Raw genomic sequence first — 13,336 nt, 5'->3', positions numbered from 1 at the left:
GGCGGAAACCACCGGTCCCGGAGGCACGACCGCTCATCACGGCGAACCCAAAGAAAAGGCCACCCTGCGGTGGCCTTTTCCGATCCCGAAGCGATCAACCGTTGGCCGACTGCTGCACGATCACCGTCTGCGCCGGCATCGGTGCCGGGAAGTCAGTGCCCAAGGCTTCCTTGATGGTGCGGTTGGTGTCGAAGTAGACCTGCCAGTAGGCGTCGTTGTGGCAGTACGGACGTACTGCCAGCACAGGGCCGACGAGGTTGAACTCGAGAATTTCCACGTCCACCGGCGGATCGCTCAGTACGTTGGGGACGGCCGCGATGCGCTGCTTGAGCACGGCCGCCGCGGCCTGCCAGTCGGCGGCGCCAGAGAGCTGCGCCTTGAGCTCCACGCGACGGTACGGGTTGTGGGTGAAGTTCTGGATGTTGTCGCTGAAGATCTTGTTGTTGCCCACCAGGGTCATCACGTTGTCCGGGGTGTTGATCGCGGTGGCGAACAGGCCGATCTCCTTCACGGTGCCGGTGACGCCGCCGGCGCAGATGAAGTCGCCCACCTTGAATGGGCGCAACACGATGATGAAGCCGCCGGCCGCCAGGTTCGCCAGCAGCCCCGACCAGGCCATGCCGATAGCCAGGCCGATGGCGGCGATCAGCGCCGCGAGGCTGGTGGTCTGCACGCCGAAATAGCCGAGGATGCCGACGACCAGAAGGATGTTCAGGGTGACGGTGATGAAGGAGCCGACGTAGCGCAGCACCGTCGGATCGACGCTCTGCCTGGCCAGTGCCTTTTCCACCAGATTGACGGCGAAGCTGATCAGCCAGCGACCGAGCACCCAGAAAAGAATGGCTACGAGAATTTTCACACCGAACGCGAGCGCGTACTGCGAAACCGTCGCCCACAGTGCGTTGATCTTCTCCGTACCCACGTTGATGATGTTCGTATCGTCCATGGAAGCGCACCTGCGAGAGAAAGGGACCAGATGAACGCTAGCACGGCCCCAGCGGTTTGCTCGTTGCAGTGCGCAGCCCAGAGCCACGGCGGGCTCCGGGCGTCATGGAGCTAGCAGTCGCCGGGTAGCGAGGCGATCCAGCGATTGAGCAGTTCCAGCCCCTCGCGATGCACCAGGGTGCGGCCCAGCTCGGGCATCATGTCGCCCGGCTTGTCGCTGCCGACCCGGTAGCTGAGTACGGATTTGTCCGGGCTGCCGGGATGGATGTCCTCCAGCCGCCCGCCCGTGCCGCCGCCTGCCGCCACCGGTGGCTTGCAGAGGCCATAGGCGATGGAGACCGGCGTGTGCGGGTCAAGGTGCAAACCCGAGGTACGCGCCGCGCCCTTGGGGTTGTGGCAGTGCGAGCAGTTGGCGTCGAGGTAGCTGCGCGCCTGTTTCTCCAGGTCCTCACCGGGACGCGGATGGCCCCACAAGGCGTTCTGCGGCACCTGCGCCAACGCCGGCAGGCCCTTGAGGAAGCCGCGTGCCTGCCAGTGCTGCAGCTGGTTTTCGCTGCCCTCGGCGTAGGCGAAGTCCTTGTTCAGGTGCCGCGCCTTGGGCCCCAGCGGGGCGATGCCGCCGCCCTTCTGTTCGGCGTGGCATTCGGAGCACTGATTGGCGTCCGGCACCATGTAGGTGAAGGCGGTCTTCTTGCCATCCTCAGCGGTCAATTCCAGCGCCGGGCTGTCGCCGGCGAGCTCCAGGGTCGCCTCGCTCTGGTCGGCATTCCACACGTAGGGCAGCGCCGCCCAGCCGTCCTTCTGCCGCACCAGCACACGGGTTTCCACCAGGTGGACCTTGCCCATGTCCAGCCCGGCCATGGGGTCGCGGTCGTCCTGGCTGTTCTGCAGCAGGTTGCCCTGGGCGTCCCTGGGGTAATAGAAGGTCTTGGTCAGCACGGTGCCGACGGGGTAGTCGAAGCGGTCCTCGGCGTACTGCGCCGACTGGCCTTCGGGCATCCAAACGGTGCGCAGCTTGTGCGCGTAATCGGTGAACAGCGGGGTGTTGAGGTCATACGGCAACACCTCGGCGGCCGGCGTCAGGTGGCCGTCCGCCAGGTGCAGCATGCCCCAGCCGCTGAGCTTTTCCGGGTAGTCGTCGCCTTCGGGTTGATAACGCGGCTTGCTCTCCTGCCCGCACCCGGCCAGTGCACCAGCAAGGGCAGCGGCCAGGGCGAGCGACAACAGGAACGAAGCGGGTTTCATCATGCCTTGTTGCCCTTCTCGCCGAGGCCGGCCTGTTCGATCTTCGGCAGCGGCTTGAGCTTGCACTGGTGGCTGCTCATGTCGGTGCTGATGTTCTTGTAGCCGTTGGGACCGTCGACGTTGACGATGCCGGCATTGCCGTTGTCGATGCAGATGGCCAGGGCTTCCGGAAGCTTGCCGTCGACCAGTTTCTTGTCGTTGAAGTAGCCGTCCCAGAGGATGTCCGGCAGGCGCCCGTTGAGACCGAACTTGGCGATCTTCAGGGCCTTGAGTTCCAGGTGGTCAGGGCTGTCGCCGCCCGGGCCGAAGGTGTTGCCGTGGATGAAGATGCCTTCGGGGTACGGGTCGAAGTTGGGCTGGGTCGCCTTGCCCGAATAACCGGTGCTGAAGTAGCTGCTGACGATGACGTTGGCGGTCTTGTGGTTGCCAATCTTGTTGTCGAAGATCTCCACGTCATCGTTGGAGTTCACCACCACGCCCGAGCCCGCCGGCACGCTCGCCACCGGGGTGCCCTTGTGGCCGAAGTTCTCGTGGTTGTTGCCCTGCACATCGTTGTCGAAGACGCGGGTGCCGCGTCCCGGCTGCGGCAGGTTGGGCATGTTGAAGACGAGGATGCCACCGGTATTGTCGGTGGCGACGTTGTTGTAGACGTCGGCGCCGATGGTGTTCTCGATCTCGATACCGGCGACGTTGCGCTCGGCGCGGTTGTTGCGCACGACCACGTTGCGCGACTGGCCGACATAGATACCCGAGTCGGAGGCGCCGATCGCGACGTTGCCTTCGAGCAACGTGTTTTCGGTCTGTACCGGGTAGATGCCGTAGCCGCCGTTCTCGGTAGCCGGGCCGTTGGTCCATTCGGTGCGGATGTTGCGGATGACGATGTTCTTGCCACCGATGACCTTCAGGCCGTCGCCCTTGGTGTCCTCGATGGCCAGGCTCTCGATGGTGAAGTCCGAGGCATCGACGAACAGGCCCTCGGCACCGGCCTTCTGGTTCTTGAAGCTGAGGATGGTCTTGTCCATCCCGGCGCCGCGAATGGTCACGCCGTCCACCTTCAGGCTCAGGCTGCGGTCCAGGTGGTAGGTGCCGGCGGGAATGTCGATGACATCGCCGGCCTTGGCCTTGATCAGGCGCGCCTGCAGGTCTTTCTGGAAGTCGGCGCTGACGGCAGCGGTGGGCTTGTCGCCTTCGCCGCAGGCGGCCAGGGCAACGGAGAGAGCGAGAAGGGAAAGAGTGGCGAGACGCATGGCGGGCTCCGGTCTTGTTTTTATGATATGGAACTATCGTACCAAATAAACCCGAGAATACTCCTACATCCCGCGCCACGCCAGCCCTTCAGACGCATCGCACTTTGATTGATTGACGTCAGGGTTTAGCAGTGGCGTATCGGGATGATCTGCGCTTCCAACCCAAGGAGTGCACGGATGAGCTTCATGCCCTGGAACGACGAGTTCGTGATCGGAATCGAGCGGATCGATGAACAGCACCGCTGGCTGGTCGACCTCACCAATGCGCTGTACGACAGCCTGAACGGCCCGGAGGACGAGGGCCAGCCCATCGGCGAGCTGCTGGAGCAACTGGTGGAGTACACGATGAACCACTTCATCGTCGAGGAAGTGCTGTTCCAGCGCCTGGGCTATCCCGAGGAGGAAGCGCACCGGGCCGAGCACGATCGTTTCAATCGGCAGATCATCGACCTGCTGTATCGCCACGAGGATGGCGAGGTCGTCTCGGTCGAGGCCCTGGAACTGCTCAAGTCCTGGCTGATCCACCATATCCTGAAGGTGGACAAGGCTTACGTGGCGTTCTTCAAAGGAAAAGGCGTGACCGCTTAGCGGGCACGCCTTTTCTCGATTGCAGCAAACCAGGGGTCAGCGCGGAATATTGGGCTGGCGCTTGGTGGTGCGCTTCTTGCCCTTGGCGTAGCCGGTGGCCTTGCCTTCCTCGGCCTTGTTCCACGGCTTGGAGCCGTTGCTGGCGCGCGGCGGCAGGCCGGTGTGCTGGGTCAGCAGCGGCTTGCCGGTCTTCTTGCTGCCGGCCGGGGTCGAGTTCTTGCGGCGCGCGCTCTGGTATTCGTCGGTCTGCGGCTGGTAGGTCGGGATCAGGTGGTGCTTGCCGTTGCCGATCAGATCGGCGCGGCCCATGCGCTCCAGCGCCTCGCGCAGCATCGGCCAGCCCTTCGGGTCGTGGTAGCGCAGGAAGGCCTTGTGCAGGCGGCGCTGCTGGTCGCTCTTGACGATGGTCACGCCGTCGCTCTTGTAGGTCACCTTGCGCAGCGGGTTCTTGCCCGAGTGGTACATGGCGGTCGCGCTGGCCATGGGCGAGGGATAGAACGCCTGCACCTGGTCCGCGCGGAAGCCGTTGCGCTTGAGCCACAGGGCGAGGTTCATCATGTCCTCGTCGGTGGTGCCCGGATGCGCCGCGATGAAGTACGGGATCAGGTACTGCTCCTTGCCCGCCTCCTTGGAGAACTTCTCGAACATGCGCTTGAAGGCGTCGTAGGTGCCGATGCCTGGCTTCATCATCTTCGACAGCGGGCCTTCCTCGGTGTGCTCCGGGGCGATCTTCAGGTAGCCGCCGACGTGGTGCGTCACCAGTTCCTTGACGTACTCGGGCGACTGCACCGCCAGGTCGTAGCGCAGGCCGGAGGCGATCAGGATCTTCTTCACGCCCGGCAGGGCACGAGCCTTGCGGTACAGCTCGATGAGCGAGGAGTGGTCGGTGTTGAGGTTCTCGCAGATGCCCGGCCACACGCAGGACGGCTTGCGGCAGTGACGCTCGATTTCCGGGTCCTTGCAGGCGATGCGGTACATGTTGGCGGTCGGCCCGCCGAGGTCGGATACCACACCGGTGAAGCCCGGCACCTTCCGCATTGCCTCGATCTCAGCAAGGATCGACTCGTGGGAGCGGTTCTGGATGATCCGCCCTTCGTGCTCGGTGATCGAGCAGAAGGTGCAGCCACCGAAGCAGCCACGCATGATGTTCACCGAGAATCGGATCATCTCGTAGGCCGGGATCTTCTCCTTGCCATACAGCGGGTGCGGCACGCGCGCATAGGGCATGCCGAACACGTAGTCCATCTCCTCGGTGCTCATCGGGATGGGCGGCGGGTTGAACCACACGTCCACTTCGCCATGCTTCTGCACCAGTGCGCGGGCGTTGCCCGGGTTGGTTTCGAGGTGCAGCACGCGGTTGGCGTGGGCATAGAGCACCGCGTCACTACGGACTTTCTCGAAGGACGGCAGACGGATCACCGTGCGCTCGCGCTCCAGGCGCGGGTGCGCCAGCAGTTGCACGACCTTGGCTTCGTTCGGGTCTTCCTGCTCGCCTTTCTCCTGCTCGATGGCGCAGGCGGCGGTGTCCTGGGTGTTCACGTAGGGGTTGATGATCTTGTCGACCTTGCCCGGACGGTCGATGCGGGTGGAGTCCACCTCGAACCAGCCTTCGGGGGTGTCGCGGCGCACGAAGGCGGTACCGCGCACGTCGGTGATCTGCTCGACCTTCTCGCCGGCAGCCATGCGCTGGGCGATCTCCACCACGGCGCGCTCGGCGTTGCCGTACAGCAGGATATCGGCGGTAGCGTCCATCAGGATGGAGCGGCGCACCTTGTCCTGCCAGTAGTCGTAGTGCGCAATGCGGCGCAGCGAAGCCTCGATGCCGCCGAGGATGACCGGGGTCTCGCTGAAGGCTTCCTTGCAGCGCTGGCTGTAGACCAGGCTGGCGCGATCCGGGCGACGACCGGCCAGGCCGCCCGGGGTGTAGGCGTCATCGCTGCGGATCTTCTTGTCCGCGGTGTAGCGGTTGATCATCGAGTCCATGTTGCCCGCCGCCACGCCGAAGAACAGGTTCGGCTGGCCGAGCTTCATGAAGTCGTCCTTCGAACGCCAGTCCGGCTGGGCGATGATGCCCACGCGGAAGCCCTGGGCTTCCAGCAGGCGGCCGATAATGGCCATGCCGAACGACGGATGGTCGACGTAGGCGTCCCCGGTGACGATGATGATGTCGCAGGAATCCCAACCCAGCTGATCCATCTCTTCCTTGCTCATGGGCAGGAACGGCGCCGGACCGAAACACTCGGCCCAGAACTTGGGATAGTCGAACAGCGGCTTGGCGGCTTGCATCACGGGCACCGGGGCATCTCTAGTAGGGATCGCAGAAAAACGCGGGCGCGGAATATAGCACAAAAAGTGTACAAATCCGACCAGCGAACTCAGATTTACGGGGGATTTAACCTTCCGACGGTAGATTGCCAATGCCATCATCTGGCTATACTTCAGCCACTATCCGCAGTACGCCTGGCCAACCCGCCCAGGCCAGGGAGTGCCTGTCGTGCGTCGTGCCATCGTGCTGTTGCTTACCCTGCTGCTCTGCCACACGGCGCTAGCCTTCGAACTCGACGACAAGGCCAGCGGCGCCTGGCTCAATGATCACCTCGAATTGCTGCAGGAGCGCGACGGCCCTCTGTCGCTGGCGGCCGTGCAGGCCAGCCGCGACTTCGTTCCGGCCAACGGCCGCACCAGCGTCGGCCAGAGTCCTGACGGCTGGTGGCTGCGCCTGGACCTGGACCGCCGTACCTCGCCGCTGGGCGGCTGGTGGCTGGAAGTCGATGCCGTCAACCTGAAGGACCTGCGCCTCTACATACCCGACGAACGGGGCATCTACCGGGAGACGCTGTCCGGCGAGGCCGTGCCATTCGCCCAGGGCCGTGACCGCGACTACCGCCGACCACTCTTCCACCTGCCCGAAGGCACCGGCCCGGTGCGCATCTATGCCCGCGTCTACGACCCGGCCGGCAATTCGTTTCCGCTGCGCATCTGGTCGCTGGATGATCTGCAGGACCATCGCGCCAATACCAGCCTGTTCCTGGGTTTCATCTACGGTCTGATCGCCGCCCTGCTGCTGTACAACCTGTTCATCCTGCTGACCCTGCGCGACCCGGCGTACTTTTGGTACGTGCTGACGACCGCCAGCGCGCTGCTGTTCAGCCTGGGCATGAGCGGCCACGGCTTCGAGTACTTCTGGCCCGATCACCCGGTGCCCTGGTGGCTCGACCGCATCACCCTGCCCTCGCTCTGGGGCCTTTGCGTACACCGATTCACCATCACCCTGCTGCAGACCCGCCGCTACGTGCGCTGGTCGCACTGGCTGCTGAACCTGAACTGCGCGCTGTACGTGCTGACTATCGTCCTCGGCGCGCTGCAGCTGCGCGGCGTGGCCGGCTGGATGCTGGTGGCGATTACCCTGATCGGCGTGCCGGCGGCACTGGGCGGTGCCTTGGTGCGCTGGCGCCAGGGGTCGTTCCCGGCCTTCCTCTACCTGCTCGGCTTCGGCCTGGTACTGACCAGCGTGAGTATCTCGGTGCTGCGCGCCACCGGCGTGGTGCAACCCTCGCCATTGACCTCGTACATCTTCCCCATCGCCGTAGCGATGGAGTCGGTGCTGTTCTCCTTCGCCCTCACCTCGCGAATCCAGGGCCTCAAACGCGAGCGCGCCCAGGCACTGGAGCAGGCTGACCGGGAGAAGAGCGCACGCCTGACCCTCATGCAGAGCGCCCAGCAAGACCTGGCGACAGCCGTAGCCGAGCGCACCGCCGAACTCACCCAGAGCAACCAGTTGCTGCGCGACCGCGAAGTGCAGCTGCAACACGCAGCGCACTACGACCCGCTGACCGGCCTGCCGAACCGGCGCTACCTGGTGGAACATGCCGAGCACGCCCTGGCCCATGCCCAGCAGAACGGCGAGACCCTGGCGCTGATGCTGATCGACCTCGACCACTTCAAGCCCATCAACGACAGCCACGGGCACGATGCGGGCGACTTCATGCTGCAGAACGTCGGTAACCGCCTGCGCCAGTGCGTGCGCGGCAGCGATTGTGTGGCGCGCCTGGGCGGGGACGAATTCGCAGCACTGATTTCCGGCCCCGATGCCGAGGGGCACGCCAAGGAGATCGCCTGCCGCATCCTCAATGAGCTGTCGCGGCCGGTGAAGTTCGACAGCCTGGAACTGCGCGTCACACCGAGCATCGGCGTGGCCATCTACCCCAGCCACGCGATGCAGTTCAGCAAGCTCTACAAGGCCGCCGACCAGGCGCTCTACGAAGTGAAGGGCAATGGCCGGGCGGCCTACGCCATGGCCAGCGAGGCCGCCGGCGAGACCAGCGAGCTCTGGCAGGAAAACGAATGGCTGGAAAGCGAAGACCGCGCCTGATCAGCTGCGGTAACGACGCGGCACGCGGGCGGTGACCTTGGTCAGCAGCTCATAGCCGATGGTCCCGGCATGGGCGGCCACCTCGTCCACCGGCAGGCTGGCGCCCCACAGCTCGACGCGATCACCCACTGCGGTGCCGGGCAGGTCGGTCAGGTCCACGGCAAGCATATCCATGGACACCCGCCCGGCCAGCGATGCACGCTGGCCATCCACCAGTACCGGTGTGCCGCTCGGCGCGTGGCGCGGGTATCCATCGGCGTAACCGCAACTCACCGTGCCTATACGCGACGGCCGCTCGGCCACCCAGGTCGCGCCGTAGCCAACGCTCTCACCCACCGCTACCTCGCGCACGGCGATCAGTCGCGCCTCCAGGCTCATGGCCGGGCGCAGGCCCAGCTCAGCGGCGCCGATGTCGGCGAAGGGCGTGGCGCCATAGAGCATGATGCCGGGGCGAACCCAGTCCATGTGTGCGGCGGGAATGGTCAGCACGGCGGCAGAGTTGGCCAGCGAGCGCAGGTCGAAATCCAGATCCAGCACACTGAGGAAACAGGCCACCTGATCCTCGGTCAGCTCGTCGCCGCGCAAGTCGGCGTTGGCGAAATGGCTCATCAGGTTCAGCTCCGCCACCTGCGGAGCCTGGCGCAGGCGCGAATGCCAGTCGCGTAGCGCCTCGGGCGAAAAGCCCAGGCGGTGCATGCCGGTATCCAGCTTCATCCACACATTCAGCGCGCTGGGCAGTTGCGCGGCGAGCAGCGCCTGGGCCTGCTCGACGCCCTGCACCGCCACGTCCAGGCGCAGTTGGGCAGCGATCAGGTATTCCGCCGGCTCGAAGCAGCCTTCCAGCAGCAGGATGCGGGCGCCGGCATGCAGGGCGCGTACCTCGGCGGCCTCCTCCAGGCAAGCCACCGCGAAGCCATCAGCCTCGTCGTGCAGGCAGCTCACCACTTCCCGCGCCCCATGGCCGTAGGCGTTCGCCTTGACCACTGCGAAAGCCTCGCGCCCAGGCGCGCAGCGCTTGGCAACGGCGTAGTTGTGGCGAATGGCGGCAAGATCGACGTGGGCGACGAGCGGGCGCATGGCGGCCTCTGAAATGAAAACGGGCGCCTATCTTAAGGCGCCCGTCGGCCACGCGGAATGCGGCATCGTTACTCGTCTTCGAAGTTGTACATGCCGGGCGCGAGGTTCTCGAAACGGCTGTAGCGACCGAGGAAGGCCACGCGCACCGTGCCGATAGGGCCGTTACGCTGCTTGCCGAGGATGATCTCGGCGACGCCCTTGAACTCGGTCTCCGGGTGATACACCTCGTCGCGATAGACGAACATGATCACGTCGGCGTCCTGCTCGATCGCTCCGGATTCGCGCAAGTCGGAGTTCACCGGGCGCTTGTTGGGGCGCTGTTCCAGCGAGCGGTTGAGCTGGGAAAGCGCCACCACCGGGCAGTTGAATTCCTTCGCCAGCGCCTTGAGCGAGCGGGAAATCTCGGAAATCTCGTTGGTCCGGTTGTCGCCGGCAGAACCGGGAATCTGCATGAGCTGCAGGTAGTCCACCATGATCATGCCAATCTCGCCGTGCTCGCGCGCCAGGCGACGGGTCCGCGCGCGCATTTCCGAGGGCGAGATACCGGCGGTGTCGTCGATGAACAGCTTGCGGTCGCTGAGCAGGTTCACCGCCGAGGTCAGTCGCGGCCAATCCTCGTCGTCCAGCTTGCCGGTACGCACCTTGGTCTGGTCGATGCGCCCGAGCGAGGCGAGCATACGCATCACGATGGAGTCGGAGGGCATCTCCAGGGAATACACCAGGATCGCCTTGTCGCTGCGCATCAGGGCGTTCTCCACCAGGTTCATGGCGAAGGTGGTCTTGCCCATGGACGGTCGGCCGGCCACGATGATCAGGTCGGACGGCTGCAGGCCGCTGGTCTTCTCGTCGAGGTCAGTGAAGCCGGTGGTAATGCCGGTCAGCGCATCCGCGGTGTTGAACAGGTGGTCGATACGGTCGATGGTCTTGACCAGAATGTCGCCGATGCCCACCGGGCCGCCGGTCTTGGGTCGCGCTTCGGCGATCTCGAAGATCTTGCGCTCGGCTTCGTCGAGCACTTCATTGGCGCTGCGCCCCTCGGGGTTGAAAGCGCTGTCGGCGATATCACTGCTGATACCGATCAGCTGCCGCAAGGTGGCGCGCTCGCGGATGATGCCCGCGTAGGCCTTGATGTTCGCCACTGAGGGCGTGTTCTTCGCCAACTCGGCGAGGTAGGCAAGGCCGCCCACCTGGGGCAGTTGCCCTTCGCGTTCGAGCTGCTCGGAGAGCGTCACCACGTCGATCGGCTGGTTGGCTTCGGCGAGCTTGTAGACGGCGCGGAAGATCAGGCGATGGTCATGGCGGTAGAAGTCGCCGTCGGACACGGCGTCGGAGACGCGCTCCCAGGCGTTGTTGTCGAGCATCAGGCCACCCAGCACCGCCTGTTCGGCTTCGATCGAGTGCGGCGGCACCTTGAGGGAAGCGGTCTGCAGGTCGTATTGCTCGGGGACGGTGATGTCGTTCATGGGCTCTTCGTGTTGAATGAAACGGCGGAAAAAACAAAGGGCACGGACCGAAGATCGGAACCGTGCCCATTGTTAGCGGACAGCTTCACACAGGCAAGCCGTGGGAAGCGTCCTAGCGACGGATCGCTTACTCGGCGACTACAACCACGTGCAGGGTTGCATCAACATCCATGTGCAGTTGCACTTCGATGTTGTATTCGCCTACAGCGCGCAGGGCGCCGTCGGGCAGGCGAACTTCGCTCTTTTCCAGCGGGTAGCCGGCAGCCGAAACGGCGTCGGCGATGTCGCGGGTGCCGATCGAACCGAACAGTTTGCCTTCGTCGCCAGCGTGGGCGCCGATGGTCACGATCAGTTCGGCCAGCTGGGCAGCACGAGCTTCAGCAGCGGCTTTTTTCTCAGCAGCGGCTTTTTCCAGCTCTGCGCGGCGCTCTTCGAAAGCAGCGACGTTGGCAGCGGTGGCAGCGGTGGCTTTGCCCTGCGGCAGCAGGTAGTTACGAGCGTAACCGCCCTTTACGTTCAGCTTGTCGCCCAGGTTGCCCAGTTTGGCGATCTTTTCCAGCAGGATGACTTCCATTTGAGTCTTACCTCTTAACTTTTAACCTTCACCGTTCGCAGCTTTCTGGCGTTTGGCCAGGCGACCGCGAAAATCAAACAGACTGTCGACTACGGCGACAAGACAGATCACATTGCCCAGTACGAATACCAGCAGGTACAGCGGTGCCAGCCAGAAGCCCGGAAGCTTCTTCAGCGCGGCCAGGCCGTGCCCCAGTGCGATCCCGGCAAACAGCAACGGGATCATGCACAGCGGCGCCACCATGGTGGCCGCGGGCCCTGCGAAGGGCAGTGCCACAACGCCGACCAGCAGCGCTACAGCCGTGCCCGGCGACAGGCGCAGTGCGCGGAACTCGCGGCCAAACCCTTCCGGGTTGAACAGTACTGCTTGCCAATAACGCGCCAGCATCAGGCACAACAGGCTGATCGTCTGCAGCGAGGCTGCCATCAGGCCGGTGATGGTCGGAACCATCTCCGCCTGCAGGGCGGCCATCTGTTCCGGCGAAAGCTTGGCTTCGGCCAGAACCTGCGGCAGTGCCTTGCCGAATGCATCGGCAAGACCCTCGACCAACCCGGCCGACACCGTGCTGAGCAGCAGCACGAACACCGCACCGAGCACAACGCTCGCCAGCATCACCTGGTTCCAGGACACCTTGCTGCGCAGAACCTGCGCCAGCACGGCACTACCCACCAGAACCAGACTCACGCTGGGGTCACCCAGGTACCACCAGGCCAGTGCCGGAAGCAGCGCCCACACCAGGATGCCAAAGGCATCGCCGGCGCCACGGCGCAACAGCACCAGACTGCCCGCTGCGGCACCGAGCCAGAACAAAGGCTGCAGTACCGCGGCTGCGACGACCACCAGGGTCGCCTGCATGCGGCCTCGCATGACAAATTCAGCCAATGCGCGCATGCGATCTATCCATCAATTCCTGTCGACCACCCGATCAACGGCCGTGGCTGTCGGTGTAGGGAAGCAGGGCCAGGTAACGGGCGCGCTTGATAGCGGTCGCCAGCTGACGCTGGTACTTGGCTTTGGTGCCGGTGATACGGCTCGGAACGATCTTGCCGGTTTCGGAAACGTAGGCTTTCAGGGTGTTCAGATCTTTGTAATCGATCTCTTTCACGCCTTCAGCGGTGAAACGGCAGAACTTACGACGACGGAAGAAACGTGCCATGTGTGTGGCTCCTCAATACTGGTCCGGGATTACTCGTCAGCGCTGTCGCGGCTATCTTCGCCGTCAGCGGACTCGCCCTCGTTCGATTCGGGACGCTCACGGCGCTCGCGGCGCTCGTTGCGGCTCTCTTCGGCCTTCAGCATTTCGGACTGGCCGGTAACGGCTTCGTCGCGACGGATGACCATGTTACGGATCACGGCGTCGTTGTAGCGGAAGTTGTCTTCCAGCTCGGCCAGGGCCTTGGCGGTGCACTCGACGTTCATCAGAACGTAGTGCGCCTTGTGCACGTTGTTGATGGCGTAAGCCAGCTGACGACGGCCCCAGTCTTCCAGACGGTGGACTTTGCCGCCGTCTTCTTCGATGGCCTTGGTGTAACGCTCGACCATGCCACCGACTTGTTCGCTCTGGTCCGGGTGAACCAGGAACACGATTTCGTAATGACGCATAAATGCTCCTTACGGATTGCAGCCTGCCGACAAAGCGGTCAGACAAGGAGTGAATGATTTTTTCCTTGCCACCAGAGAAGGCGCGCGAGCGCCTGCCAGGACGGCAAGGGCCGACATTCTAGAGAAGGGGGAAAGGTGGCGCAAGGAAATTGACGATTATTTGTACAATCGGCTTTTCGTAGGAGCGAGCTTGCTCGCGAACGGAGCTGGCTCCGTGCCTGCC

General features: G+C 64.1%; 12 protein-coding genes. 2 read left to right on the top strand and 10 right to left on the bottom strand.

All coding sequences use genetic code 11. The features are described 5' to 3' along the window. Positions 1-94: 94 nt before the first annotated feature. From G4G71_RS06070 to G4G71_RS06060, 3 genes are all read right to left on the bottom strand, one after another. Complete coding sequence (locus tag G4G71_RS06070) at positions 95-946, bottom strand: mechanosensitive ion channel family protein (protein WP_169936136.1); 852 nt, start codon at positions 944-946, stop codon at positions 95-97. Between the two features lie 110 nt (positions 947-1,056). Then, positions 1,057-2,193 carry an SO2930 family diheme c-type cytochrome gene (locus G4G71_RS06065; protein WP_169936134.1) on the bottom strand — a complete coding sequence of 379 codons (1,137 nt, stop codon included), beginning with the start codon at positions 2,191-2,193 and terminating at the stop codon, positions 1,057-1,059. Beyond that, positions 2,190-3,437, bottom strand: coding sequence for a parallel beta-helix domain-containing protein (locus G4G71_RS06060; protein WP_169936132.1), 1,248 nt, complete (start codon positions 3,435-3,437; stop codon positions 2,190-2,192). The genes G4G71_RS06065 and G4G71_RS06060 overlap by 4 nt, the downstream gene beginning before the upstream one ends. 177 nt (positions 3,438-3,614) lie before the next feature. Here G4G71_RS06060 and G4G71_RS06055 point away from each other — a divergent pair, with 177 nt between their 5' ends. Then, a complete protein-coding gene (locus tag G4G71_RS06055; protein WP_169936130.1) occupies positions 3,615-4,025 on the top strand; it encodes a bacteriohemerythrin in 411 nt (136 codons plus the stop codon). A 36-nt stretch (positions 4,026-4,061) separates the two neighbouring features. On the opposite strand, the gene G4G71_RS06050 is transcribed toward G4G71_RS06055, so the two are convergent. Next, on the bottom strand, positions 4,062-6,311 hold the full coding sequence (locus G4G71_RS06050; RefSeq protein ID WP_169936128.1) for a YgiQ family radical SAM protein: 2,250 nt from the start codon (positions 6,309-6,311) through the stop codon (positions 4,062-4,064). Positions 6,312-6,519: 208 nt separating this feature from the next. On the opposite strand from G4G71_RS06050, the gene G4G71_RS06045 reads away from it, so the two are divergent. Next, on the top strand, positions 6,520-8,397 hold the full coding sequence (locus tag G4G71_RS06045; protein WP_169936126.1) for a GGDEF domain-containing protein: 1,878 nt from the start codon (positions 6,520-6,522) through the stop codon (positions 8,395-8,397). Here the strand turns inward: G4G71_RS06045 and alr are convergent, their stop codons facing one another. The 6 genes from alr to rpsF form a co-directional block, all read right to left on the bottom strand. Continuing rightward, complete coding sequence (alr, locus tag G4G71_RS06040) at positions 8,398-9,474, bottom strand: alanine racemase (protein ID WP_169936124.1); 1,077 nt, start codon at positions 9,472-9,474, stop codon at positions 8,398-8,400. 68 nt (positions 9,475-9,542) lie between these two features. Then, positions 9,543-10,937 carry a replicative DNA helicase gene (dnaB, locus tag G4G71_RS06035; protein WP_169936122.1) on the bottom strand — a complete coding sequence of 465 codons (1,395 nt, stop codon included), beginning with the start codon at positions 10,935-10,937 and terminating at the stop codon, positions 9,543-9,545. Between the two features lie 127 nt (positions 10,938-11,064). Then, the gene (gene rplI, locus G4G71_RS06030) at positions 11,065-11,511 is read right to left on the bottom strand and encodes a 50S ribosomal protein L9 (protein ID WP_015479134.1); all 447 of its coding nucleotides are present in this window, start codon (positions 11,509-11,511) and stop codon (positions 11,065-11,067) included. Between the two features lie 21 nt (positions 11,512-11,532). Beyond that, positions 11,533-12,402, bottom strand: a complete 870-nt coding sequence (locus tag G4G71_RS06025) for a hypothetical protein (protein WP_169936120.1) — start codon at positions 12,400-12,402, stop codon at positions 11,533-11,535. Between the two features lie 34 nt (positions 12,403-12,436). After that, complete coding sequence (rpsR, locus tag G4G71_RS06020; RefSeq protein WP_003095634.1) at positions 12,437-12,667, bottom strand: 30S ribosomal protein S18; 231 nt, start codon at positions 12,665-12,667, stop codon at positions 12,437-12,439. 29 nt (positions 12,668-12,696) lie between these two features. Beyond that, positions 12,697-13,113: a 30S ribosomal protein S6 gene (gene rpsF, locus G4G71_RS06015; RefSeq protein ID WP_054906367.1), complete on the bottom strand. Its 417-nt coding sequence runs from the start codon at positions 13,111-13,113 to the stop codon at positions 12,697-12,699. Positions 13,114-13,336: the final 223 nt, after the last annotated feature.

This window comes from Pseudomonas multiresinivorans, from assembly GCF_012971725.1.
Lineage (GTDB): Bacteria > Pseudomonadota > Gammaproteobacteria > Pseudomonadales > Pseudomonadaceae > Pseudomonas > Pseudomonas multiresinivorans.
This window is presented reverse-complemented; position numbering and strand designations above follow the sequence as displayed.

Bases quoted from the DNA above. Each gene is read 5' to 3' on its own strand.
- dnaB (WP_169936122.1), bottom strand. From the start codon at position 10,937: ATGAACGACATCACCGTCCCCGAGCAATACGACCTGCAGACCGCTTCC.
- rpsR (WP_003095634.1), bottom strand. From the start codon at position 12,667: ATGGCACGTTTCTTCCGTCGTCGTAAGTTCTGCCGTTTCACCGCTGAA.
- G4G71_RS06065 (WP_169936134.1), bottom strand. From the start codon at position 2,193: ATGATGAAACCCGCTTCGTTCCTGTTGTCGCTCGCCCTGGCCGCTGCC.
- G4G71_RS06025 (WP_169936120.1), bottom strand. From the start codon at position 12,402: ATGCGCGCATTGGCTGAATTTGTCATGCGAGGCCGCATGCAGGCGACC.
- alr (WP_169936124.1), bottom strand. From the start codon at position 9,474: ATGCGCCCGCTCGTCGCCCACGTCGATCTTGCCGCCATTCGCCACAAC.
- G4G71_RS06050 (WP_169936128.1), bottom strand. From the start codon at position 6,311: ATGCAAGCCGCCAAGCCGCTGTTCGACTATCCCAAGTTCTGGGCCGAG.
- G4G71_RS06070 (WP_169936136.1), bottom strand. From the start codon at position 946: ATGGACGATACGAACATCATCAACGTGGGTACGGAGAAGATCAACGCA.
- G4G71_RS06060 (WP_169936132.1), bottom strand. From the start codon at position 3,437: ATGCGTCTCGCCACTCTTTCCCTTCTCGCTCTCTCCGTTGCCCTGGCC.
- rplI (WP_015479134.1), bottom strand. From the start codon at position 11,511: ATGGAAGTCATCCTGCTGGAAAAGATCGCCAAACTGGGCAACCTGGGC.
- G4G71_RS06055 (WP_169936130.1), top strand. From the start codon at position 3,615: ATGAGCTTCATGCCCTGGAACGACGAGTTCGTGATCGGAATCGAGCGG.
- rpsF (WP_054906367.1), bottom strand. From the start codon at position 13,113: ATGCGTCATTACGAAATCGTGTTCCTGGTTCACCCGGACCAGAGCGAA.